The organism is Streptomyces sp. NPDC047017 (assembly GCF_040644175.1).
In the GTDB taxonomy this organism is placed as follows: domain Bacteria; phylum Actinomycetota; class Actinomycetes; order Streptomycetales; family Streptomycetaceae; genus Streptomyces.
In genome coordinates, this window is sequence record NZ_JBEYVW010000026.1 from 49,001 (window position 1) to 71,824 (window position 22,824).

At 72.4% G+C, this 22,824-nt stretch carries 18 protein-coding genes and 1 pseudogene; 8 read left to right on the forward strand and 11 right to left on the reverse strand.

Annotated elements, in window-relative coordinates:
* Positions 1–3: 3 nt before the first annotated feature.
* On the forward strand, positions 4–1,455 hold the full coding sequence (locus ABZ858_RS33235; protein WP_361387280.1) for a dihydrolipoamide acetyltransferase family protein: 1,452 nt from the start codon (positions 4–6) through the stop codon (positions 1,453–1,455).
* A gap of 62 nt (positions 1,456–1,517) precedes the next feature.
* On the opposite strand, the gene ABZ858_RS33240 is transcribed toward ABZ858_RS33235, so the two are convergent.
* The gene (locus tag ABZ858_RS33240) at positions 1,518–2,420 is read right to left on the reverse strand and encodes a serine hydrolase (protein ID WP_361387283.1); all 903 of its coding nucleotides are present in this window, start codon (positions 2,418–2,420) and stop codon (positions 1,518–1,520) included.
* A gap of 216 nt (positions 2,421–2,636) precedes the next feature.
* On the opposite strand from ABZ858_RS33240, the gene ABZ858_RS33245 reads away from it, so the two are divergent.
* On the forward strand, positions 2,637–3,287 hold the full coding sequence (locus tag ABZ858_RS33245) for a GntR family transcriptional regulator (RefSeq protein ID WP_361387286.1): 651 nt from the start codon (positions 2,637–2,639) through the stop codon (positions 3,285–3,287).
* Positions 3,284–4,600, forward strand: coding sequence for an MFS transporter (locus ABZ858_RS33250; protein WP_361387289.1), 1,317 nt, complete (start codon positions 3,284–3,286; stop codon positions 4,598–4,600). Before ABZ858_RS33245 ends, ABZ858_RS33250 begins: the two co-directional genes overlap by 4 nt.
* A 209-nt stretch (positions 4,601–4,809) precedes the next feature.
* Here the strand turns inward: ABZ858_RS33250 and ABZ858_RS33255 are convergent, their stop codons facing one another.
* Positions 4,810–5,634 carry a maleylpyruvate isomerase family mycothiol-dependent enzyme gene (locus ABZ858_RS33255; RefSeq protein WP_361387292.1) on the reverse strand — a complete coding sequence of 275 codons (825 nt, stop codon included), beginning with the start codon at positions 5,632–5,634 and terminating at the stop codon, positions 4,810–4,812.
* Between the two features lie 217 nt (positions 5,635–5,851).
* Between ABZ858_RS33255 and ABZ858_RS33260 the strand changes: the two genes are divergently transcribed.
* Complete coding sequence (locus ABZ858_RS33260) at positions 5,852–6,646, forward strand: carbon-nitrogen family hydrolase (protein ID WP_361387295.1); 795 nt, start codon at positions 5,852–5,854, stop codon at positions 6,644–6,646.
* 57 nt (positions 6,647–6,703) lie between these two features.
* On the opposite strand, the gene ABZ858_RS33265 is transcribed toward ABZ858_RS33260, so the two are convergent.
* The 4 genes from ABZ858_RS33265 to ABZ858_RS33280 all read right to left on the reverse strand — a co-directional run bounded on the left by ABZ858_RS33265 (position 6,704) and on the right by ABZ858_RS33280 (position 10,849).
* Positions 6,704–7,198: an LURP-one-related family protein gene (locus ABZ858_RS33265; RefSeq protein WP_361387298.1), complete on the reverse strand. Its 495-nt coding sequence runs from the start codon at positions 7,196–7,198 to the stop codon at positions 6,704–6,706.
* A gap of 54 nt (positions 7,199–7,252) precedes the next feature.
* Entirely contained in the window at positions 7,253–7,504 is a 252-nt protein-coding gene (locus tag ABZ858_RS33270) for a DUF6458 family protein (RefSeq protein WP_361387301.1), read from the reverse strand.
* Between the two features lie 123 nt (positions 7,505–7,627).
* The gene (locus ABZ858_RS33275) at positions 7,628–8,932 is read right to left on the reverse strand and encodes a M18 family aminopeptidase (protein WP_361387304.1); all 1,305 of its coding nucleotides are present in this window, start codon (positions 8,930–8,932) and stop codon (positions 7,628–7,630) included.
* A gap of 90 nt (positions 8,933–9,022) precedes the next feature.
* On the reverse strand, positions 9,023–10,849 hold the full coding sequence (locus tag ABZ858_RS33280; RefSeq protein WP_361387307.1) for an acyl-CoA dehydrogenase: 1,827 nt from the start codon (positions 10,847–10,849) through the stop codon (positions 9,023–9,025).
* Positions 10,850–11,088: 239 nt separating this feature from the next.
* On the opposite strand from ABZ858_RS33280, the gene ABZ858_RS33285 reads away from it, so the two are divergent.
* The 3 genes from ABZ858_RS33285 to ABZ858_RS33295 all read left to right on the forward strand — a co-directional run bounded on the left by ABZ858_RS33285 (position 11,089) and on the right by ABZ858_RS33295 (position 13,844).
* Complete coding sequence (locus tag ABZ858_RS33285; RefSeq protein ID WP_361387310.1) at positions 11,089–11,577, forward strand: SseB family protein; 489 nt, start codon at positions 11,089–11,091, stop codon at positions 11,575–11,577.
* Positions 11,578–11,694: 117 nt separating this feature from the next.
* Positions 11,695–12,672 (forward strand): pirin family protein, encoded by a 978-nt coding sequence (locus tag ABZ858_RS33290; RefSeq protein ID WP_361387313.1) that lies wholly within the window; start codon positions 11,695–11,697, stop codon positions 12,670–12,672.
* Between the two features lie 143 nt (positions 12,673–12,815).
* On the forward strand, positions 12,816–13,844 hold the full coding sequence (locus ABZ858_RS33295) for an AI-2E family transporter (protein ID WP_361387316.1): 1,029 nt from the start codon (positions 12,816–12,818) through the stop codon (positions 13,842–13,844).
* A 43-nt stretch (positions 13,845–13,887) separates the two neighbouring features.
* Here the strand turns inward: ABZ858_RS33295 and ABZ858_RS33300 are convergent, their stop codons facing one another.
* Complete coding sequence (locus ABZ858_RS33300; protein ID WP_361387319.1) at positions 13,888–16,038, reverse strand: SpoIIE family protein phosphatase; 2,151 nt, start codon at positions 16,036–16,038, stop codon at positions 13,888–13,890.
* A 192-nt stretch (positions 16,039–16,230) separates the two neighbouring features.
* Between ABZ858_RS33300 and aspS the strand changes: the two genes are divergently transcribed.
* Complete coding sequence (aspS, locus tag ABZ858_RS33305) at positions 16,231–17,994, forward strand: aspartate--tRNA ligase (protein ID WP_361387322.1); 1,764 nt, start codon at positions 16,231–16,233, stop codon at positions 17,992–17,994.
* 126 nt (positions 17,995–18,120) lie between these two features.
* Here aspS and metG read toward each other — a convergent pair whose 3' ends face one another.
* From metG to ABZ858_RS33325, 4 genes and pseudogenes are all read right to left on the reverse strand, one after another.
* Positions 18,121–19,839 (reverse strand): methionine--tRNA ligase, encoded by a 1,719-nt coding sequence (gene metG, locus ABZ858_RS33310; protein ID WP_361387325.1) that lies wholly within the window; start codon positions 19,837–19,839, stop codon positions 18,121–18,123.
* Positions 19,840–19,980: 141 nt separating this feature from the next.
* Positions 19,981–21,315 (reverse strand): VWA domain-containing protein, encoded by a 1,335-nt coding sequence (locus tag ABZ858_RS33315; protein WP_361387328.1) that lies wholly within the window; start codon positions 21,313–21,315, stop codon positions 19,981–19,983.
* A gap of 67 nt (positions 21,316–21,382) precedes the next feature.
* Positions 21,383–21,574: pseudogene (locus ABZ858_RS33320) on the reverse strand (endonuclease/exonuclease/phosphatase family protein); the annotation flags it as partial.
* A gap of 68 nt (positions 21,575–21,642) precedes the next feature.
* A complete protein-coding gene (locus ABZ858_RS33325) occupies positions 21,643–22,731 on the reverse strand; it encodes a hypothetical protein (protein WP_361387331.1) in 1,089 nt (362 codons plus the stop codon).
* Between the last annotated feature and the right edge of the window lie 93 nt (positions 22,732–22,824).

Below are 22,824 nucleotides of genomic sequence, written 5' to 3' on the forward strand. Positions count from 1 at the left end.
TTCGTGACGACGATGACCGATGCGTCCGTGCGTGAGTTCAAGATGCCGGATGTCGGCGAGGGCCTGACCGAGGCCGAGATCCTCAAGTGGTACGTCCAGGTCGGTGACACGGTCACCGACGGCCAGGTGGTCTGCGAGGTGGAGACCGCCAAGGCGGCCGTCGAGCTGCCCATCCCGTACGACGGGGTGGTCCGCGAGCTGCGCTTCCCCGAGGGCACCACGGTGGACGTGGGCACGGCGATCATCGCGGTGGCCGTGGCGGGCGCCGCCCCGGCCGGGGAGCAGGCCGAGGTCCCGGCCCAGGCCGCCCCGGCGGCCGCGCCGGAGCCGGTGGAGGAGGCGAAGCCGGAGGGCCGCCAGCCGGTCCTGGTGGGCTACGGCGTCTCCACCGCCGCCGCCAAGCGGCGCCCGCGCAAGAGCGCCCAGCCCGCGGCCGCGCAGGCCCCGGCCCCGCAGGCTCCGGCCGCGCAGGCCGCCGCCCCGCAGGCGCCGGCGGCGCCCCAGCCGGAGCTGAACGGCCATGCCGCGCCGGCCGGCGCCCTGGGGCAGGAGCGCCCGCTGGCCAAGCCGCCGGTGCGCAAGCTCGCCAAGGACCTGGGCGTGGACCTGTCCACCGTGGTCCCCTCGGGCCCGGACGGCGTGATCACCCGCGAGGACGTGCACGCGGCGGTGTCGGCGGCGGTGGCCGCCCCGGCCCCGGTGACCGCCGAGGCCCCGGCGGCCGCTCCCGCCCCGGCCGCGGCCCAGGACGGTGCCCGCGAGACCCGCGTCCCGGTGAAGGGCGTCCGCAAGGCGACGGCCGCCGCGATGGTCGGCTCCGCTTTCACCGCCCCGCACGTCACGGAGTTCGTGACGGTGGACGTGACGCGCACGATGAAGCTCGTCGAGGAGCTGCGGCAGGACAAGGAGATGCAGGGCCTGCGGGTCAACCCGCTGCTGCTGATCGCCAAGGCCCTGCTGGTCGCCATCAAGCGCAACCCGGACGTCAACGCCTCCTGGGACGAGGCCGCCCAGGAGATCGTGGTCAAGCACTACGTCAACCTGGGCATCGCGGCGGCCACCCCGCGCGGCCTGATCGTGCCGAACGTCAAGGACGCCCACGACAAGACCCTCCCGCAGCTCGCGCGGGCGCTGGGCGAGCTGGTGTCCACCGCCCGCGAGGGCCGGACGTCCCCGGCGGCGATGCAGGGCGGCACGGTGACCATCACCAACGTCGGCGTCTTCGGCGTCGACACGGGCACGCCCATCCTCAACCCGGGCGAGTCCGCGATCCTGGCGGTCGGCGCGATCAAGCTCCAGCCCTGGGTGCACAAGGGCAAGGTGAAGCCCCGCCAGGTCACCACGCTGGCGCTCAGCTTCGACCACCGTCTGGTCGACGGCGAGCTGGGCTCCAAGGTGCTGGCCGACGTGGCCGCGATCCTGGAGCAGCCCAAGCGGCTGATCACCTGGGCCTGACGGCCGGTGTGCGAAGGGCCCGCTGCCGTGGAGGCAGCGGGCCCTTGGCGGGTGCGCCGGGATCAGCCGAGGCGGGCGAAGCCGTAGTTCAGGAGCTTCGTGGCGTCGGTGCCGCGCTGGTTGACCGAGGTCGAGGCCAGGACCGTGCCGATGACGGTCTTGTTGCCCCGGGTGGCGGCGAAGACCAGGCAGTACTTGGCCTCGGGGCCGGAGCCGGTCTTCACGCCGATGGTGCCCTTGTAGCTGCTCAGCAGCGTGTTGGTGTTCGTCCACGCGGCCATCGTGCGGGTGCTGCCCGTCTTGGTGATGGTCTTGGCCGTGTACGACTTGGTCTTGACGACCGCGCGGAAGTTGGCGTTCGCCATCGCGCTGCTGGCGATCTTCGTCAGATCGCGCGGGGTCGAGTAGTTCTTGCCGTTGCCGATGCCGTCGAACGAGTCGAAGTGCGTGTTCTTCAGCTTCAGTTCCGCGGCGGCGCTGTTCATCTTGCCGATGAAGGACTTCACGCGCGCGGCCTGCGTCGAGCCGGTGCCGAACTTGTCGGCGAGCGCGTACGCGGCGTCGCAGCCCGAGGGCAGCATCAGCCCGTACAGCAGCTGGCGGACGGTCACCTTGTCGCCCACGATCAGGTGGGCCTGGGAGGCGTTGTTCTTGACGACGTAGTCGCTGTACGCCTTCTGGACGGTGACCTTGGTGTCGAGGTTCAGGTTGCGCTGCGCCAGGACGACCTTGGCGGTCATGATCTTCGTGGTGGAGCCGGTGGAGAGCCGGGTGTCCGCGTTCTTCGTGTACAGCGAGGCGCCGTTCGCGTTGTTCATCGCGTAGCCGCCCTTCGCCGCCACGGACGGCGTGGCGACGGCCTGCGCGGGTGCCGCGGCGAAGGCGCCTGCGGCGAGCACGGCGCCGGTCGTCATGGCGACGGCCGCTGTCCTGCGGAGCCGGAATGCCTGGATGCCGGTATTCAAGTGAGGTACCCCGATTATGTCGAATGCCCCTGATGTGCGACCTAGTTGAATGCCCACAGAGGGGGGCCGCGTCTGTAAGACAGGTAACTAGCACACATGGTTGTGCGTCTGCCCGGGCGCGTCGGGGTGAAGCAGTGGTAGCGCCGGATTGACCGGAACCCGTCCGGATGGTGGACGGGGCGCTTCATGCGTACGTGTTGTATCTATGCTGTCCGCATGAGCCTGGCCGTGAAGCAGCCCCCCGCCGCCGACCGTGTGTACACCCACGTCAAACAAGCCGTGCTGGACCGCCGTTACGAGGGCGGCACCCTGCTGACCGAGGGCGAACTCGCCGAGGCCGTCGGGGTGTCGCGCACGCCGGTGCGCGAGGCGCTGCTGCGGCTGGAGGTCGAGGGGCTGCTGCGGCTCTACCCGAAGAAGGGCGCGCTCGTCCTGCCCGTCTCCGCCCAGGAGATCGCGGACGTCGTCGAGACCCGCCAGCTGGTCGAGGAGCACGCGGCCAGGAAGGCCGTCCCGGCCCCGGCCGCGCTGATCGGGCGGCTGGAGGAACTGCTCGCCGAGCAGAAGCGGCAGGCCGCCGCCGGCGATCTGGCGGCCGCCGCCGTCACCGACCGCTGCTTCCACGCCGAGATCGTCCGCAGCGGCGGCAACGAGATCCTCTCCCGCCTCTACGACCAACTGCGCGACCGGCAGCTGCGGATGGGCGTCGCCGTCATGCACTCCCACCCCGACCGGATCGCCAAGACCCTGGCCGAGCACCAGGAGATCCTGGACGCGCTGCGCTCCGGGGACGCGGAGGCGGCCGTCGACGTCGTGCACCGGCACGTCAGCTGGTTCTCGCACCTGGCGCGGGGTGAGGTCCGATGAGCGCCCCGACCGGCACCACCGCCGCAGCCGTCCTGCCCGGCGACCCGCCCGGCGGCCGGCGGGCCGTGGCGGTGTGGAGCACCGGCGTCGCCGTCTACTTCGTCGCCGTCATCTTCCGTACGTCGCTGGGCGTCGCCGGGCTCGACGCCGCCGCCCGCTTCCACGTCGGCGCCTCCGCGCTGTCCACGTTCTCCATCCTCCAACTGCTCGTCTACGCGGGCATGCAGATACCCGTCGGCCTGCTGGTCGACCGGCTCGGCACCAAGAAGGTGCTGGGCATCGGCGTGGTGCTGTTCACGGCCGGGCAGCTCGGCTTCGCCTTCTCCGCGTCCTACGGCGCGGCGCTCGCCTCCCGCGCGCTGCTGGGCTGCGGGGACGCCATGACCTTCATCAGCGTGCTGCGGCTGGGCACCCGGTGGTTCCCGGCCCGGCGCGGGCCGCTGGTCGCGCAGCTCGCCGGACTGGTCGGCATGGCCGGCAACCTGGTGTCCACGCTGGTCGTCGCCCGGCTGCTGCACGGCCTGGGCTGGACCTGGGCGTTCGCGGGCAGCGCGCTGGCCGGAGTGCTGGTCCTCGTGCTGCTCGTCCTCTTCCTCAAGGACCACCCCGAGGGCCACGAGCCGGAGCCGCAGCCGCACCAGGGCGCCGCGTACGTGCGCCGGCAGATCGCCGCGTCCTGGCGCGAACCGGGGACCCGGCTGGGCATGTGGGTGCACTTCACCACCCAGTTCCCGGCGATGGTGTTCCTGCTGCTGTGGGGGCTGCCGTTCCTGGTGGAGGCGCAGGGGCTGTCGCGGGGTACGGCCGGGGAGCTGCTCACCCTCGTGGTGCTCTCCAACATGGCCGTCGGGCTCGTCTACGGGCAGATCGTCGCCCGGCACCACACGGCCCGGCTGCCGCTGGCGCTGGGCACGGTCGCCGCCACCGCGACCCTGTGGGCGGCGACCCTGGCGTGGCCCGGCGGGCGGGCGCCGATGTGGCTGCTGGCCGTGCTGTGCGCGGTGCTCGGGGCGTGCGGGCCGGCCTCGATGATCGGCTTCGACTTCGCCCGGCCGGCCAACCCGGCCGAACGGCAGGGCACCGCCTCCGGCATCACCAACATGGGCGGCTTCACCGCCTCGATGACGACACTGTTCGCGATCGGGGTGCTGCTGGACGCCACGGGCGACGACTACCGGGTGGCGTTCTGCGCCGTGTTCGTCCTCCAGACGCTCGGCGTCAGCCAGATCCTGCGGCTGCGCGGCCGGGCGGCCCGCAGGGAGCGGGAGCGGCTGGTGGCGAGCCGGGTGGAGACGGTGCACGTCCCCGCGTGAGGCATGCGCGGCGCGCCGGTGCGGGTGTGCACGTCCGTGGGTGAGGCACCCGCGCCGGTGCGGCCGCGCCGGGGGCTGCCGCCCGCTACCCCCGCTTCGGCCCGAACGGCCTCGTCCTCGAACGCCGGGCGGGCGGGCGGGCGGGCGGATGCGACGCGGCCGGCCGCCCCGCTCCCGCCCCTGCCTCTGGCCCTGCCCCTGCCCAGGGACTAGGGCGTCACCGTGAAGTTCCGCAGGATCGCCGTCGTCAGGTCCGGGTCGCCCTCCGTCTTGACGCGGTCGGTGACCGCCTCCGGGGACACCCGGCCGCAGGCCAGGCGGACGTAGGTCTCCCAGTCGAGGGTGAGGGTGGCGGCCGGGCCGAGCGCGGGGACGGTCTCCAGGGTGCCCCGGCCCTGGATGTCGACGCGGATCGTGCGCAGGAACTCCACCGGGCCGTGCACGTCGAACACGATCGCGGAGCTGCGCGGGGCGTCCGCCTTGACGGCGACCACGTCCGGGAGCGCGTCGAGCAGGTGGTCGCGGGCGACCTGGGCGCCGGGCGAGTCGAGGTTGCCGGGGCGGCCGAGGGCGGCGCGCAGGTCCTGCTCGTGCACCCAGATGTCGAACGCGCGGTAGCGCATGGACTCCTCAAGGGTGATCTCCGCGCCGAGCGGGCCGCGCACCTTGGTCCCCGGGTCGCGGGACTCGTTGCGCAGCTGGCGGTTGCGGCGGATGACCGTGTACTCCAGCTCGGAGGTCATCTCCGGCGCCGTGTGGTGGCGGCGGACGTCGACCTGCATCTCCATGTAGCGCTGGTGCTGGTTGGTCACGTGGAACAGGTCGCGCGGCAGCGAGTGGATGGGGCGCGGGTCGCCGAGCGCCTCGCAGTCCATGCCGATGACGTGCGAGACGACGTCGCGCACCGACCAGCCCGGGCAGGGGGTGCGCCGGTTCCACTCGCCCTCCACGAGCGGCTGCACCAGCTCGGATATGGCTTCGACGGAGTGGGTCCAGGCATCGGCGTAGGGCTGGAGGGTGGGATGCAGACTCACGGAACGGGACCCCTCGGCGGTCGGTACACGGGCAGGTTGTCGCGGCATTGCCAGTCGGAGGTGGCGCGGTCGGCGGGCGTCTTGGCACCCCCCGGGCTCTCGCTCCGCTTCGAGCAGGGGGGATTCTCAAGTTACGCTGCTGTGAGGCACCCCGGCAGTGCTTTCGTGTGACGATCGTAGGCCGTGTGGACAACTCGAATGCCAGGACGGTGGTAATGTGCGCGCCTCGCTGATCCAGATCGCCGTGGACGAGGACGAGCCGGTCGGCGTACGGCGGCGGCGGGTGGCCGCGCTGGTCCGCGAGCAGGCCGGTGCCGATCTCGTGGTGCTGCCCGAGCTGTGGACCACCGGGGCCTTCGCCTTCGAGGAGTTCGGCGGGGCGGCCGAGCCGCTGAAGGGGCCGACGTACGAGGCGATGGCCGAGGCGGCGGGCGCGGCGGGCGTGTGGCTGCACGCGGGCTCGGTCCCCGAGCGGGACCCGGACGGGACCCTCTACAACACCTCCCTCGTCTTCACCCCCGCCGGCGATCTGGCCGCCGCCTACCGCAAGATCCACCGCTTCGGCTTCGACCGGGGCGAGGCCGTGCTGATGGGTGCCGGGCGCGAGCCGGTGACGGTCCGTCTGCCGCAGCTCACGCTGGGCCTGGCGACCTGTTACGACCTCCGCTTCCCCGAACTCTTCCGTGCCCTGGTGGACGCCGGGGCCGGGGCCCTGGTGGTCCCGGCGGGCTGGCCCGAGCGCCGGCGCGCGCACTGGACGCTGCTGGCCCGGGCGCGGGCGGTGGAGGACCAGGCGTTCGTGCTCGCCTGTGGAACGGCCGGGAGCCACGCGGGGGTTCCCCAGGCGGGTCACTCGATCGTGGTGGACCCCTGGGGCGAGGTGCTGGCCGAGGCGGGCCGTGACGAGGAGGTCCTCACGGTGGAGTTCGACCCCGGCGCGGTCGCGCGGACCCGGGAGGACTTCCCGGCGCTCAAGGACCGGGTGCTGGGCCTGGCGCCGCCGCGCCGCTGACCCGGGCCGCCGACCCGCATCGCTGACCCGGGCCGCCGACCCGTGGCGGGAGGCCGGTCACGCCTCGTCGCGCTCCTTCTCCGCCAGGTGGATCACGCACACCGCCACCGCGATGATCAGCGCCGGGTCGGCGTCGTCCCGTACGACGTCCACGCCGTAGGTCTCCACCAGGCTCAGCCAGCGCCGGGAGATCACCGCCAGCAGCTCGCCGTCGTACTCGACGGCGAACTCCCGGTCGAGGATCTTGCCGCTGACGTCCAGTTCGGTGCCGTCCACCAGGGACACCCGGTAGTGGTGGCGCAGCAGCGACAGCCGCTTGCGCCGGATCTTCGCCAGGGCCTCCCCGTCCCGCTCGATCACCATGGTGTCCCGCAGGGCGAGCATCTTCTGGTGGATGTCGATCAGGACCCGGCCGTGGGCGTCCTTCAGCTCGAAGGTGTCCCGCAGCCGCATGGCCTTGCCGTCGACGAGGAAGACCTTGCTGCCGTGCTCGTCCTCGATCCAGTAGTCGTCACCGATGCCGAGGATGCGGTCGCGTACGAAGAATCTCATGCCGTTACCGCTTCCCCGGCCGCGAGCCGGTGTACCGCCCGGCCGGTCACGGGATCAGATGCCGTAACCGTCGCTGTAGCCGTCCCGCGGCCCGTGGTGGTGCGGGTCCTCCTCGACGACCGTGGAGGGCGGGACCATCACCCGGCGGCGCCGGGCGATGCTGCTGAACGTGGTGACGCCGATCAGTCCGACGATCATCAGGATCACGCCGACCATGTGCAGGTTGACGCCCTGCATGTGCCAGTCGGTCGCGAACGTGAGGATGGCTCCCGCGGCGATGAGGATGATGCACCCGCCGAGGCCCATGGCTGTCGCCTCCTAGTCCGGTGTCAGGTCCGGTGGTTCCGGCCCGTCCGGTCCCTTCCGGTCAACTCCGGATACCCGCAGGGGCGGTGGACATGCTCGGGCGGCGGCCCCGGGGTGCGCCGGTCAGCCTTCCAGGAACGCCACCAGGGCGTTCGCCAGCAGGAACGGGTCGTCGGCGGCGCACAGTTCGCGGACGCTGTGCATGGACAGGATGGCCACGCCGATGTCGACGGTCCTGATCCCGTGCCGGGCGGCGGTGATCGGGCCGATCGTGGTGCCGCACGGCATGGAGTTGTTGGAGACGAAGGACTGGAAGGGGACGCCGGCCTTCTCGCAGGCCGCCGCGAACACCGCGCGGCCGGTGCCGTCCGTGGCGTAGCGGTTGTTGACGTTGACCTTGAGGAGGGGGCCGCCGCCCGCGCGCGGGTGGTGGGTCGGGTCGTGCCGCTCGGCGTAGTTGGGGTGCACGGCGTGGCCGGTGTCGGAGGAGAGGCAGACGGTGGCGGCCAGGGCGCGCGCCCGGTCCTCGTAGCCGCCGCCGCGCGCGTACACCGAGCGCTCCAGGACGGTGCCGAGCAGCGGGCCGTCCGCGCCGGTGTCCGACTGGGAGCCGTTCTCCTCGTGGTCGAAGGCGGCCAGCACCGGGATGTACGGCAGGTCCGCCGCGCCGTCCGCGCCGGCCACGGCCGCCAGCGCCGCCGTGCCGGCGTGCACCGACAGCAGGTTGTCCATGCGCGGGCCGGCCAGCAGCTCGCGGTCGCGGCCCAGGTAGGCGGCCGGCTCCACGGAGTGCGTCATCAGGTCCCAGCCGGTGACCTCGCCCGCGGTGAGGCCCGTCTCCTCCTCCAGGAAGGCGATCAGGTCGCCGTCGCGGACGTCGTCGCCGAGGCCCCACACCGGCTGGAGGTGGCGCTGCTTGTCCAGCTTGAGGCCCTCGGTGGAGACCGCGCGGTCCAGGTGGATGGCGAGCTGGGGGACGCGCAGCAGCGGCCGGTCGACGGTGACCAGGCGGGTGGAGCCGTCGCGCAGGGTGAGCCGGCCGGAAAGGCCCAGGTCGCGGTCGAGCCAGGAGTTCATCAGCGGGCCGCCGTAGATCTCCACGGCGATCTGGCGCCAGCCGTGCGCCCCGGTGTCGGGCCGCGGCTTGACGCGCAGGTTCGGCGAGTCGGTGTGCGCGCCGATGATCCGGAAGGGGGTGTGCGGGGCGGCGTTCTCGGGGACGTACCAGGCGATGATCGCGCCGCCGCGCAGGACGAACCTGCCGCCCGCGGTGGCGTCCCACGCGTCCGTCTCGGCGACCTGCCGGAAGCCGGCCTTCTCCAGCCGTCCGGCGGCGTTCGCCACGGCGTGGTAGGGCGACGGGCTGGCCGTCAGGAAGGACATCAGGTCGTCGGTGTGGCCGCGGTCGAAGGGCCGGCTTGTGCTCATGGGTTCACCTTAACGACGCACGAGGGTCCGCTCCCTGGGCGGGAGCGGACCCTCGTGCGGAGGCCGGACGACCGGACGGCGGGGCGGGGACTAGAACGCGGCCTCGTCCAGCTCCATCAGGTCCAGGCCGACGTTCTGCGACAGCTTGCGGGCCAGGGTGACGCCCGGCAGGACGTTGGCCGCGAAGAACTTCGCCGCGGCGATCTTGCCGGTGTAGAAGGCGCGGTCCTTGGCGGAGGCGGTCTCCAGCTTCTCGGCGGCGATCGCGGCGCCCTTGAGCAGCAGGTAGCCGACGACCACGTCACCGGAGGCGAGCAGCAGGCGGGTGGTGTTCAGGCCCACCTTGTAGATGTTCTTGACGTCCTGCTCGGTGGCGGCGAGGTCGGTCAGCAGCAGGCCGACGATGGCCTCCAGCTCGACGGCCGCCTTGGCCAGGTGCTCGCGGGCGCCCGCCAGTTCCTCGCCGCCGGTGGCCAGCGCCAGGAACTTCTTGATGTCCTCGGCGAGCGAGTTCAGCGCGGCGCCCTGGTTGCGGACGATCTTCCGGAAGAAGAAGTCCTGGCCCTGGATCGCGGTGGTGCCCTCGTAGAGGGTGTCGATCTTGGCGTCGCGGATGTACTGCTCGATCGGGTACTCCTGCAGGAAGCCGGAGCCGCCGAAGGTCTGCAGCGACTGGGCGAGCTGCTCGTAGCCCTTCTCGGAGCCGTAGCCCTTGACGATGGGCAGCAGGAGGTCGTTGAGCGCGTGCTCGGCCCTGGCGTCCTCGCCCTCGGCCTCCTTGACCGCGATCGTGTCCTGGACCGAGGCGGTGTAGAGGACCAGGGCGCGCATGCCCTCGGCGTACGCCTTCTGCGTCATCAGCGAGCGGCGCACGTCGGGGTGGTGCGTGATGGTGACCTTGGGCGCGGACTTGTCCATGAAGTGCGCCAGGTCGGGGCCCTGGACGCGCTCCTTGGCGTACTCCAGGGCGTTGAGGTAGCCGGTGGAGAGGGTGGAGATCGCCTTCGTGCCGACCATCATGCGGGCGAACTCGATGATGCGGAACATCTGGCGGATGCCGTCGTGCTTGTCGCCGATCAGCCAGCCCTTGGCGGGGTGGCGGTCGCCGAAGGTCATCTCGCAGGTGTTGGAGGCCTTCAGGCCCATCTTGTGCTCGACGTTGGTGGCGTAGACGCCGTTGCGCTCGCCCAGCTCGCCGGTCTCCCAGTCGAACAGGTACTTGGGCACGAGGAAGAGGGACAGGCCCTTGGTGCCGGGTCCGGCGCCCTCGGGGCGGGCGAGGACGTAGTGGAGGATGTTCTCCTCCATGTCGTGCTCACCGGAGGTGATGAAGCGCTTCACGCCCTCGATGTGCCAGGAGCCGTCCTCCTGCTGGACCGCCTTGGTGCGGCCTGCGCCCACGTCGGAGCCCGCGTCGGGCTCGGTGAGCACCATGGTGGAGCCCCAGGTCTTCTCGACGGCGACCTTCGCGGCCTTCTTCTGCTGCTCGGTGCCCTCCTCGAAGAGGATGCGGGCGAACGCCGGGCCGGAGGAGTACATCCAGATCGCCGGGTTCGCGCCGAGGATCAGCTCCGCGTACGCCCAGATCAGGGACGGCGGGGCGGTGGTGCCGCCGATCTCCTCGGGCAGGCCGAGCCGCCAGTACTCGGAGTCCATGAAGGCTTTGTAGCTCTTCTTGAAGGTGGCCGGGACCGGCGCGGTGCTGGTTTCCGGGTCGAAGACCGGCGGGTTGCGGTCGGCGTCCGTGAAGGACTCCGCCAGCTCGTTCTCGGCGAGGCGGGTCAGCTCCGCCAGGACGCTCCTGGCGGTGTCGCTGTCCATCTCCTCGAACGGTCCGGTGCCGTACAGCTTGTCGCGTCCGAGTACTTCGAAGAGGTTGAACTCGATGTCGCGGAGATTCGACTTGTAGTGCCCCATGGCGACGGCTCCCGTAGGACTCGGCGAGGCACTGTCTCCTCGCATCCGGTTCACGTACCAACTAGTAACCCCGATGATGCTACCCGTCGGTAATAAGAAGCAACCCCTGGCGCCGCCTCTGTGACGCGTCTCTTACCGGGCGGCCGGCGCGGCGGGGTGCCCGGCGGCGGGCGGGGCCCGGGCGCGGAGGTGTCTTCTCCCGGGTCCTGCGGGCGCGTTCGCGTCGGTACGCTTGCCGCATGTACGGATACGGCCAGCCGATGGACGGGGGCGCGGCGCGGCAGCAGTACGCGCCGCCGCAGGAGCAGATGCCGGGCGGTATGCCGGGGGGCTACGGACAGCAGCAGCCGCTGTACCCCGAGCCGTCGCCGCCCTCGCTCGCGGACGCGGTCCGTGCCTTCACCACCGGCCAGCTGGCCGCCGAGGACTTCCAGCAGATCTTCGCCACCTCCAAGGTGTACTGCCCGCGCGGCGACACCCCGGGCTTCCTCGCGCTGCACAACACCCAGCAGCCGGTGATCCCGATGTTCACCTCGCTCAAGGAGCTGCGCCGGTACGCCGGCAAGGAGTCGAAGTACTTCGTGATCACCGGCGCGGAGGTCATCGACCTGCTGCCCACCGGGTACGGCTTCGTGCTGGACATGGAGGGCGAGCACCGGATCGTGTTCGACGCGAAGGCGGTCGAACAGATGGTCGAGTTCGCCATGCGGCGGATGTACGGCGGCTGACGCGGCCGCTCGCGGCAGGTGCGCGGAGCCCGGAGGGAATGCCCTCCGGGCTCCTCGCGTTGGGGCTGGCAGGAAGTTGAATGCTCAACTAGACTGGCCGCACAAGGAGGTACCGACATGCCCGCAGTGACCGTCGAGAACCCGCTGGCGCTCCCCCGCGTGGCCGCGCCCGCCGACGCCGTCTCCCGGCCCGTGCTCGCCGTCACCACCGCGCCGGGCGGTTTCGAGGGCGAGGGCTTCCCGGTGCGCCGGGCGTTCGCCGGGATCGATCACCGCCATCTCGACCCGTTCATCATGATGGACCAGATGGGTGAGGTGGAGTACCAGCCCGGGGAGCCGAAGGGCACCCCGTGGCACCCGCACCGCGGCTTCGAGACCGTCACCTACCTCATCGACGGGATCTTCGACCACCAGGACAGCAACGGCGGCGGCGGGACCATCACCGACGGCGACACCCAGTGGATGACGGCCGGCTCCGGCCTGCTGCACATCGAGGCGCCGCCGGAGCACCTGGTCATGTCGGGCGGCCTCTTCCACGGGCTCCAGCTGTGGGTGAACCTGCCCGCCGCGGACAAGATGATGGCCCCGCGCTACCAGGACATCCGCGGCCGCAGCGTGCAGCTGCTCGCCTCCCCGGACGGCGGCGCGCTGGTGCGCGTGATCGCCGGTGAGCTGGACGGCCACCAGGGGCCCGGCATCACCCACACGCCGATCACGATGATCCACGCGACGCTGGCGCCCGGCGCGGAACTGACGCTGCCGTGGCGGGAGGACTTCAACGGCCTCGCCTACGTGCTGGCGGGCAGCGGCTCGGCCGGCACCGAGCGGCGCCCGGTCCGCCTGGGCCAGGCGGCGGTCTTCGGGACCGGCTCCTCGCTCACCGTCCGCGCGGACGGCAAGCAGGACGCGCACACCCCCGACCTGGAGGTGGTCCTGCTGGGCGGCCGGCCGATCCGGGAGCCGATGGTCCACTACGGCCCGTTCGTCATGAACACCCGCGACGAACTCATGCAGGCGTTCGAGGACTTCCAGAAGGGCCGGCTGGGCACGGTCCCGGCCGTGCACGGGATGACGGAGGACGGCCCCCAGGGCTGACCGGCGTCTGCGCGGGCGTCGTCACCCGGGCGTCCCGTCACCTGGCCGTCCCGTCACCTGGCCGTGCCGTCACCTGGCCGTGCCGTCACCCGGGCGGGCCGTCCGTACAGGACAGCCCGCCCGGCGCGTGGTGCGCTGGTGGGGTGCGTCTGCTGCCCGAACCCGTCCGGCGTCTGGCCGCCTGGTGCGCCGTCGCGCTGCTGGTCTCCGGGGTGGTGTGGATCGTGGTGCGGCTGTGCGTCGAGTTCCGCACGGCCGTCACCCCCGTCCTGCTGGCGCTGCTGGGCTCCGCCCTGCTGCGGCCGCTGTTCCGGCGGCTGGTGCGCGGCGGCGTGAACCGCTCGCTCGCGGCCGGGATCACCTGCGCCGCCGTGCTGGCCGTCGTCGGCGGCGTGGGATACATCGTGGTCCTCGCGATGATCGACAGCGGGCCGCAGATCATCTCCTCGCTGGAGAACGCGGCCAAGTCCGTCGCCGGGTACTTCGGGGCGGCCGGCACCTCCCTGTCGGACCTCGCCGCGCACGGCCGCGAGCTGCTGTCGAAGTTCGGCGGGACGGCCGTCTCCAACGTCATCAGCGGGGTCAGCGTGGTCGCCGAGTACCTGGCCATGGCCGTCCTGGCGCTGCTGCTGGCCTTCTTCTTCCTGCGCGACTCGAACCGCGCCCTGGCCGCCCTGCGCTCGCTCGCCCCCGGCCGGACCGCCGACACCGTGGAGGCCATGGCCCGGCGGGCCTTCGCGGCCGTCGAGGGCTTCATGCGCGGGACCACGCTCATCGCCCTCATCGACGCCGTCTGCATCACCGTGGGCCTGCTGCTGCTCGACGTGCCGGGCGCGCTCGGGCTCGGCGCGCTGGTCTTCGTCGGCGCCTACATCCCCTACCTGGGCGCGTTCATCTCCGGCACCGTGTCCGTGCTGGTCGCGCTCGCCGACCGCGGGTTCGCCGTCGCGCTGTGGACGCTCGGCGTGGTGCTCGCCGTGCAGGTGCTGGAGGGGCACGTGCTGCAACCGGTGATCCAGAGCCGGACCGTGCAGCTGCACCCGGCGGCCGTGCTGGTGGCGATCACCGCCGGGGCGTCGGCCGCGGGGATCGTCGGCATGCTGCTGGCGGTGCCGCTGACGGCGGCCGCCTCCGGGGTGCTGCACGAGCTGCGCGAGCGGTACGCGCGCTGAGCACGGCGGCCCGCACCGGGGCGTACGAGGGCGTACGGCCCCGTCAGGGCTTGTCGCGGGGCGGCTCGTACAGCTCGAACCAGATGCTCTTGCCGACCCCGCGCGGCTCGACGCCCCACGCGTCCGCCAGCACCTCGATCAGCACCAGCCCGCGCCCGGAGGAGGCCAGCTCCCCCGGCCGGCGCTTGTGCGGCAGGTCGTCGCCGGCGTCGGTGACCTCCACCCGCATCCGCCGCTCGCCCGGCTCGCCGCTGACCTCGGCGAGGAGCAGCGCGTCGGTGTCGGTGTGCACCAGGACGTTGGTGAGCGTCTCCGAAAGCAGCAGCACCGCCGAGTCCACCTGATCGGCGCAGGTCCAGTCGTGCAGCAGCTCGCGCAGCTGCTGGCGGGCCACCGAGATCCGCTCGGGCTCGGCCTGCGCGACCGTCAGCAGGGTGCGCCGCACCTCCGGGCGTGCGGTGACCGCGCCGCCGTGGGCGTCGCGGCGGCGGCTCAGCAGCAGGACGGCGATGTCGTCCTCGCGGCGGTCGGCGAGCGGCCCGGTGAAGTGGTGCGAGGAGGGCCCGTGCACGGCCTGCACCAGCGCGTCGGCCAGTTCCTCGGCGTCCCCGTCGTGCCGCTCCAGGGTGGCCCGGATGCGCTGCCAGCCCGACTCCAGGTCGTGGCCGCCGGTCTCGATCAGGCCGTCCGTGCAGACCATCATGGTCTCGCCGGGCTCCAGGACGAACCGGGTGGTGGGGTAGTCGGCGTCCGGGTCGATGCCGAGCGGCAGCCCGCCGGCCGTCGGCCGCAGCAGCACCGTCCCGTCCGCCATCCGGATCGCCGGGTCCGGATGCCCGGCGCGGGCCACCTCCAGGACGCCGGTGCGCGGATCGACCTCGGCGTACAGGCAGGTCGCGAAGCGCAGGTCGGCGAGGTCGCCCTCGGCCTCGGTGATGCCGTGCAGGAAACGGGAGGCGCGGGAGAGGACCGCGTCCGGGCGGTGCCCCTCGGAGGCGTAGGCGCGCAGCGCGATGCGCAACTGGCCCATGAGGCCCGCCGCGCGCACGTCATGGCCCTGCACGTCCCCCATGACCAGGGCGAACCGTCCGGCCCTGGCCCGGCGCCGGTTGCGGGAGGTGCCGCCGGGCAGCGGGATCATGTCGTACCAGTCGCCGCCGACCTGGAGGCCGCCGCCGGTGGGGATGTACCGGGCGGCCAGGTCCATGCCGGGCACCTCGGGGCCCAGTGTGGGCATCATCGAGCGCTGCAGGCCCTCGCTCAGCTCCCGCTCGGTCTCGGCGGTGCCGGCCCGGGACAGCGCCTGGGCGAGCATCCGGGCCACCGTCGTCAGCACCGAGCGCTCGTCCGGGTTGAAGGCGACCGGATAGGTGAAGGCCGCCATCCAGGCGCCCATGGTGCGGCCGGAGGCGGTCAGCGGCAGGAACGCCCAGGAGCGGCGGTGGAACTGCTGGGCGAGCGGCCAGGTGAGCGGGTAGCGGGCCCGGTACTCCTCGGGTGAGGACAGGTAGACGGCCCGGCCGGTGCGGACCACCTCGGCGGCCGGGTAGTCGGTGCCCAGCGCCATGTGGACGAAGGGGCCCTCGTCGCCGGGGCGCTGCCCGTGGTGGCCGATGATCGTCAGCCGGTCGCCCTCCACGCCGAAGACGGCCAGCCCGTCCGGTGAGAAACCGGGCATCGACAGGCCGGCCGCCACCCGCAGCACCTCCGCCGTGGACCGCGCCTCCGCCAGCGCCCGCCCGGCGTCCAGCAGGAACGCCTCCCGTGAGCGCCGCCAGTCGCCGGTGACCGCGCTGCGCCCGGCCGGGGAGCCCGGGGTGGGCTCGGCCACCTCCTGGAGGGTGCCGATCAGCTCGTACGCCTTCTTCACCGAGTCGTAGGCGGGCCGGGAGCGGCTGCGCACCACCCGGATGATCCGGCCCCGCTCGTCCATGATCCGCACCCGCACCTCGGCGAGGGTGCCCTCGGCGGCGGCGAGCCGCACCACGCCGGTGATCTCGTTCCAGTCGACCGGGTGCAGCCGGGCGCGCACCTGGCCCTCCGTGAGGGTGACGCCCTGGGCGGGCAGCCCGAGCAGCCGTGCCGCCTCGGCGTCGACCGCGACCAGCCCGGTGGAGGTGTCCCAGTGCCACAGGCCGGTCGCCAGGGCGGCGAGGACGTCCCCCACGGCGGGCAGGGGCTCACCAGTGCGCATTGCCCCACTGTAAGAAGAGGCGATCGAACACTGCCACCGAAGGCGTACGGGCGGGCTCCCCGGGCGGGGGCGGTCCGCGGCCGGGGAGCCGGGAATCGGGGAGAGCCGATCTTGGGGCGGCCGGTAGGCTGGGTGGGTCCGGGCCCCTGCCCGCCCGGCGATCCCCGATCCGCGAAGACTGGATGAACGACGATGCATCGGTACAGGTCCCACACCTGCGGCGAGCTCCGCGCCTCTGACGTCGGCAGCGACGTCCGGCTCAGTGGCTGGCTGCACAATCGGCGCGACCTGGGCGGCATCCTCTTCATCGATCTGCGCGACCACCACGGCATCACGCAGCTCGTCGCCCGTCCCGGCACGCCCGCGTACGAGACGCTGGACAAGCTCTCCAAGGAGACGGTCGTCCGGATCGACGGCGGCGTCGTTTCACGTGGAACCGAGAACGTGAACACCGACCTGCCCACCGGCGAGGTCGAGATCGAGGTCGGCGAGGTCGAGGTGCTGGGCGAGGCCGCCCCGCTGCCGTTCACGATCAACGCCGAGGACGGGGTCAACGAGGAGCGGCGCCTGGAGTACCGCTTCCTGGACCTGCGCCGCGAGCGCATGCACCGCAACATCATGCTGCGTACGGCGGTCATCTCCGCGATCCGGCACAAGATGACGGCGCTGGGCTTCAACGAGATGGCGACGCCGATCCTGTCCGCCACCTCGCCCGAGGGCGCCCGCGACTTCGTCGTGCCCTCCCGGCTGCACCCGGGCAGGTTCTACGCCCTGCCGCAGGCCCCGCAGCAGTTCAAGCAGCTGCTGATGATCTCCGGCTTCGACCGCTACTTCCAGATCGCGCCCTGCTTCCGCGACGAGGACGCCCGCGCGGACCGCTCGCCGGGCGAGTTCTACCAGCTCGACGTCGAGATGAGCTTCGTCGAGCAGGAGGACGTCTTCGGGCCGATCGAGAAGCTCATGACCGAGCTGTTCGAGGAGTTCGGCGGCGGCCGCCACGTCACCTCGCCCTTCCCGCGCATCCCGTTCCGCGAGGCGATGCTCAAGTACGGCTCCGACAAGCCGGACCTGCGCGCCAAGCTGGAACTGGTCGACCTCACGGACGTCTTCGCGGGTTCGGAGTTCAAGGCGTTCGCCGGCAAGCACGTGCGCGCGCTGGCGGTGCCGGACGTCTCCGCGCAGCCGCGCAAGTTCTTCGACCAGCTGGGTGACTACGCCGTCCAGCAGGGCGCGAAGGGCCTGGCCTGGGTCCGGGTCGGCGAGGACGGCTCGCTCACCGGCCCGATCGCCAAGTTCCTCACCGAGGAGAACGTCGCCGAGCTGACCAAGCGCCTCTCGCTGGCCGCCGGCCACGCGGTGTTCTTCGGCGCCGGCGAGTTCGACGAGGTCTCCAAGATCATGGGCGCGGTCCGGGTCGAGGCCGCCAAGCGGGCCGGCCAGTTCGAGGACGGCGTCTTCCGCTTCTGCTGGATCGTCGACTTCCCGATGTACGAGAAGGACGAGGAGACCGGCGCGATCGACTTCTCGCACAACCCGTTCTCCATGCCGCAGGGCGGTCTGGAGGCCCTGGAGACCCAGGACCCGCTGTCCATCCTCGGCTGGCAGTACGACATCGTGTGCAACGGTGTGGAGCTGTCCTCGGGCGCGATCCGGAACCACGAGCCGGAGATCATGCTCAAGGCGTTCGAGATCGCGGGCTACGACCGGGAGACCGTCGAGGAGAAGTTCGCCGGCATGCTCCGCGCGTTCCGCTTCGGCGCCCCGCCGCACGGCGGCATCGCCCCCGGCGTCGACCGCATCGTGATGCTGCTGGCCGACGAGCCCAACATCCGCGAGACCATCGCCTTCCCGCTCAACGGCAACGCGCTGGACCTGATGATGGGCGCCCCGACGGAGCTGGACGAGTCCCGGCTGCGCGAGCTGCACCTGTCGGTGCGCAAGCCGCAGCCGAAGTAGCAGGTAGCAGGTAGTAGGTAGCAGGCAGAGGGAGAAGAAGAGGGGGGAGAGGCCCGGTTCCGGGCCTCTCCCCCCTCTTCCGTGTTCTTCCGTGTTCTTCCGTGTCCGGTGGGGACGGGGTGGCGGTCAGGCTGCCTCGGTGCCGCCGAAGCGCTCCTTGTACGCCGCGAGGTCGTCCTCGGTGAGCTTGGCGAAGAGGACCGGCGGGACGGTGAAGGGGGTGCCGGCCGGGACGGCGGCCAGGGCCTTGGCCTCGGCGGCGGTCGCCCAGGTCGCCGTGTCACCGGCGAGCGAGAACGCCGCGCGCATCGCCTCGGCCGTGCTGGGGATGAACGGCTCCGAGACCACCGCGTACAGGTGGATCAGGTTCATCGCCGTGCGCAGCGTCAGGGCCGCGCCGTCCTTGTCGGTCTTGATCTCCAGCCAGGGGGCCTTCTCCTCCAGGTAGGAGTTGCCCGCCGACCACAGCGCGCGCAGCGCGGCGGCCGCCTTGCGGAACTGGAGGGCCTCCATGTGCTCCTCGTACTCCGCGAGCAGCCGGGCGATCTCCTCGCCGAGCCGCGCCTCCGCCGCGCCGGGTGTGCCGCCCGCCGGGACCTCCTCGCCGAAGCGCTTCTTGGAGAAGGACAGGACGCGGTTGACGAAGTTGCCCAGGGTGTCGGCCAGGTCCTTGTTCACCGTGGCCGTGAAGTGCTCCCAGGTGAAGGAGGAGTCGTCGGACTCGGGCGCGTTGGCGATCAGGAAGTAGCGCCAGTAGTCGGCGGGCAGGATCTCCAGCGCCTGGTCGGTGAAGACACCCCGCTTCTGCGAGGTGGAGAACTTCCCGCCGTAGTACGTCAGCCAGTTGAACGCCTTGACGAAGTCGACCTTCTTCCACGGCTCGCGCACGCCGAGTTCGGTCGCCGGGAACATCACCGTGTGGAAGGGGACGTTGTCCTTGGCCATGAACTCGGTGTACCGGACGGTGTCGTCCGCCTCGTACCACCAGGACTTCCAGTCACGGTGCTCCGGGTCCTGGTCGGCCCATTCCTTCGTCGCGCCGATGTACTCGATCGGGGCGTCGAACCACACGTAGAAGACCTTGCCCTCGGCCGCCAGCTCCGGCCAGGTGTCCGCCGGGACCGGGACGCCCCAGTCCAGGTCACGGGTGATGGCGCGGTCGTGCAGGCCCTCGGTCAGCCACTTGCGGGCGATGGAGGACGCCAGCTGCGGCCACGACTCCTCGTGCCGCGCCACCCACTCCTCGACCTCGTGCTGCAACTTGGACTGAAGCAGGAACAGGTGCTTGGTCTCGCGGACCTCCAGGTCCGTGGAGCCGGAGATGGCGCTGCGCGGGTCGATCAGGTCGGTCGGGTCCAGGACCCGGGTGCAGTTCTCGCACTGGTCGCCGCGCGCCTTGTCGTAGCCGCAGTGCGGGCAGGTGCCCTCCACGTAGCGGTCCGGCAGGAAGCGGCCGTCGGCGGGCGAGTAGACCTGGCGGATCGCCCGCTCCTCGATGAAGCCGTTCTCGTGCAGCCTGCGGGCGAAGTGCTGGGTGATCTCGACGTTCTCCGGGGAGGAGCTGCGGCCGAAGTAGTCGAAGGCCAGCGCGAAGCCGTCGTAGACCGCCTTCTGCGCGTCGTGCGCCTGCGCGCAGAACTCGGCGACCGGGACGCCCCGCTCCTTGGCGGCCAGCTCCGCCGGGGTGCCGTGCTCGTCGGTGGCGCAGATGTACAGGACGTCGTGGCCGCGCTGGCGCAGGTAGCGCGCGTACACGTCCGCCGGGAGCATGGACCCCACCATGTTGCCCAGGTGCTTGATCCCGTTGATGTACGGAAGGGCGCTGGTGATGAGGTGTCGAGCCATCTCGGGCTGCTCCCAGGTCGGGTTGTTTTGCGAACCTTGAAATGGTAGCCGAGACGGGTGGGCCGCCCGCTTCCCGTTTTACAGGGTGGGAAAGGGGCGGCCGGGGGCGCGCGGGGTGTGGTGCGGGTGCGCTGCCGGGCGTTACGGGCGCCAGGTGGCGAGTACGCCCTCGTACAGCTCCTTGTCCGTGAGGTCGCGCGGGACCGGGCCGGCGTGGAAGAAGGACGTGTTGCCGGTCTTCAGCTTGCGGAGGTAGTCGAACGCCTTGTTGTCGTGCTCCCCGAAGGCGACGAAGGAGAAGAAGACACCGGGGTGGCTCTTCGCGGCGTCCGCGAGGGACTGGGTGGCCGGGGTCTTCGCGTCCGGGGCGCCGTCCGTCTGGAAGACCACCAGGACGGGGGCGGCCGGGTCGCCGCCCGACTCCTCGTGGTGGGCGAGGACCGCTTCCACCGCCGCGTGGTAGGTCGTACGGCCCATGCGGCCGAGGCCGGCGTGCACCTCGTCGATCTTGTTCTCGTGGTCGGCGAGGGTGAGGTCGGCGGTGCCGTCCACCTCGGTGGAGAAGAAGGTGACGTGGACCGTGGCCTCGGGGTCGAGGTGGGCGGCGAGGGCGAGGGTCTGCTCGGCGAGGGCCTGGGCGGAGCCGTCCTTGTAGTACGCGCGCATGGAGGCGGAGCGGTCGAGGACGAGGTGGACCTTGGCGCGGGTGCCGGTGAGGTCCCTCTTCTTGAGCGCGGTGGTGGCGGCCTTGTAGGCGGGGGCGAGGGCCGCTGCGCGGGACTTGACCCGGGTGAGGGGGGTGGCGGGTCTGGCGGGTTCGGCCTCGGCTTCGCGGGGGGCCTGCGGGAGCGGGGTGGGGGCGGGTTCGGCCTCGGCTTCGCCTTCGGCCGGGGGTTCGTTCCCACCCGCACCACCCGTGCGGGATGCGTGGTCGGGTGCGGGTGCCGCCTGTGGGGGTTCCGGGGCGTCGGCGGCTTGCGGGGGGTCGGTCGGCTCCGGCTCAGCTTCCGGCTCCGGCTCCTGCTTCGGCTCCTGCTCCGGTTCCGGCTTGGGCTTCGGCTTCGGTTCCGGCTCAGGCTCCGGTGTCTCGGCTGTCGGGGTCTCGGGCTCGGGCTCGGGCTCAGGGGGTGTCACCGGGTCCGTCGGCTGGGCCGGCCTGGGGACCGTGACGTTGTCGAAGGCGGCCGTGACGAGGTCGTGTTCCTCCTGCTCCTCGCGGGGCGCGGAGCGCGGGTCCGGGACGTGGGCCGCGGCCGGGGTTTCCGGGGCAGGAGATTCCGTGGCCGGGGGCTCCGTGGCCGGGGGTTCCGGGGTCGGCTCGGGCGAGGGGGACGGGACCTGTGCCTCGGGTTCCGGCTGCGGCGCGGCCGCGGGCGACGGTGCCTGGGCCGGAACCTGATCCGCCCCCTCCGCCTCGGCCGCACGCCCCTTGCGTGACCGGCCGAACGCGTTCCGCAGGCGAGTGAGAATGCCCATGTGCGCAACCCTTCGCGTGAGTTGTTCCCGTCGATCCCTGGCCAGGACGGACACGTAAGGTTAGCGGTCACCGGAGGCCGGTCGTCCCCTGGCGTTCATGGAGGGTGATCTCCACCAGCAGCGCGCGGTGATCGCTGCCGGTCACCCGCGGGAAGCGGGCGTCGGCCGCGGAGAACTGGGCCGAGACCAGTACGTGGTCGATCTGGGCGCCCAGGGCCGGTGCGGTGCGGGCCGGCCGGCTGGGAGTGCGGTCGGGGCCGGTGTGCGGCGCGGGGCGGCGCCACCGGGGCGTGCGGCGGCTGCGGCGGCTGGGGCGGCTGGGGCGGCTCAGGCCCGCAACCGCGTCGGTTCCTGGGCCGGGGGTGGGTCCTGGGGCCGGGGCGGTGGGGGCGGTTCCGTGGCGGCGGCCGGGGCCACGGCCGGGGCCACAGTCCCGGTGCCGGTCCTGGTTCCGGCCCCAGCCCCGGCCCCGGTGCCGGTGCCGGTGCCGGTGGTTCGTGCGCGGCGGCTCAGGACCAGGCGCGGGCGGGGGCGCGGGCCGGGGGGCCGGGGCGGCTGGGCGCGGCCAGGGCGGTGCCGGGCGAGCCAGGTCAGCGCGGCCACGGTCAGGCCGAGCGCCACCAGCAGCCAGGAGGTGGTGCGCAGGGTGGCCGTCAGCGCGTCGTAGACGGCGCCCGCGGCCGGCTGGGAGACCTCGGCGGGCAGGTCGGACAGGGTCAGGGTGCGGCCCACCGCGAGGGCGAGGGCCAGCAGCGCGCCGCCGAGCGCGGTGCCGAGGGCGGTCGCGGTGAGCGCGCGGCGGCGGCGGGCGGCCAGGGCGATGCCGGCGGCGGCGAACGCGATCGCCGACACGGGCAGCCAGAACCCGGCGACTTCCAGCACGTGGAACCCCTTCCGCAGGCGGCCCAGGTCCTGGGCCGGGAGGAGGGCGACCTCGGTGTGCTCGACGGGGATGCGGCTCGCGAGCGGCACGTGGTCCTGGGCGAGACGGGCCTTGACCTGGGCGGTGACGGGGGCGAGATCCACGGTGACCGGCCGGTCGCGCTGCTCGCGGTCGTCGCGCAGGGCGCTCAGGACGGCGTCGTGGGCGACCCGGTTGCCCTCGTCCCACGCGGTGCGGAAGGCCGCGGTCTGGGTGAACGAGCGGACCGCGTCGTGCACGAACGGGGCCACCGTCCCGCGCACCACGCGGGCGTCCATCTCCTGGCCGATCTGGTGCACGATCCCGTTCCCGACCGTGTCCGCGATGGCGTCGCGCACGTCCGGGTCGGCGGCGAGCGGGGCCATCGTGGTGACGTACCGGCCGGTGTCGGCGAGTCCGTACGCCGCCCAGGCCGACAGCGCGCCGAACGGCACGAGCAGGCACGAGAGCGTGATCAGCACGGCCGACAGGCCGCTTCGCAGGCGTCGGGACACGCTCCCAGCGAAGGCCCCCGGCGGCGGCTCCGCCAGCGGGGGCACGGCATTCGGGTGAGCGCGCGGAGCGAGTACGCGAAGTGGGCGCGCGGA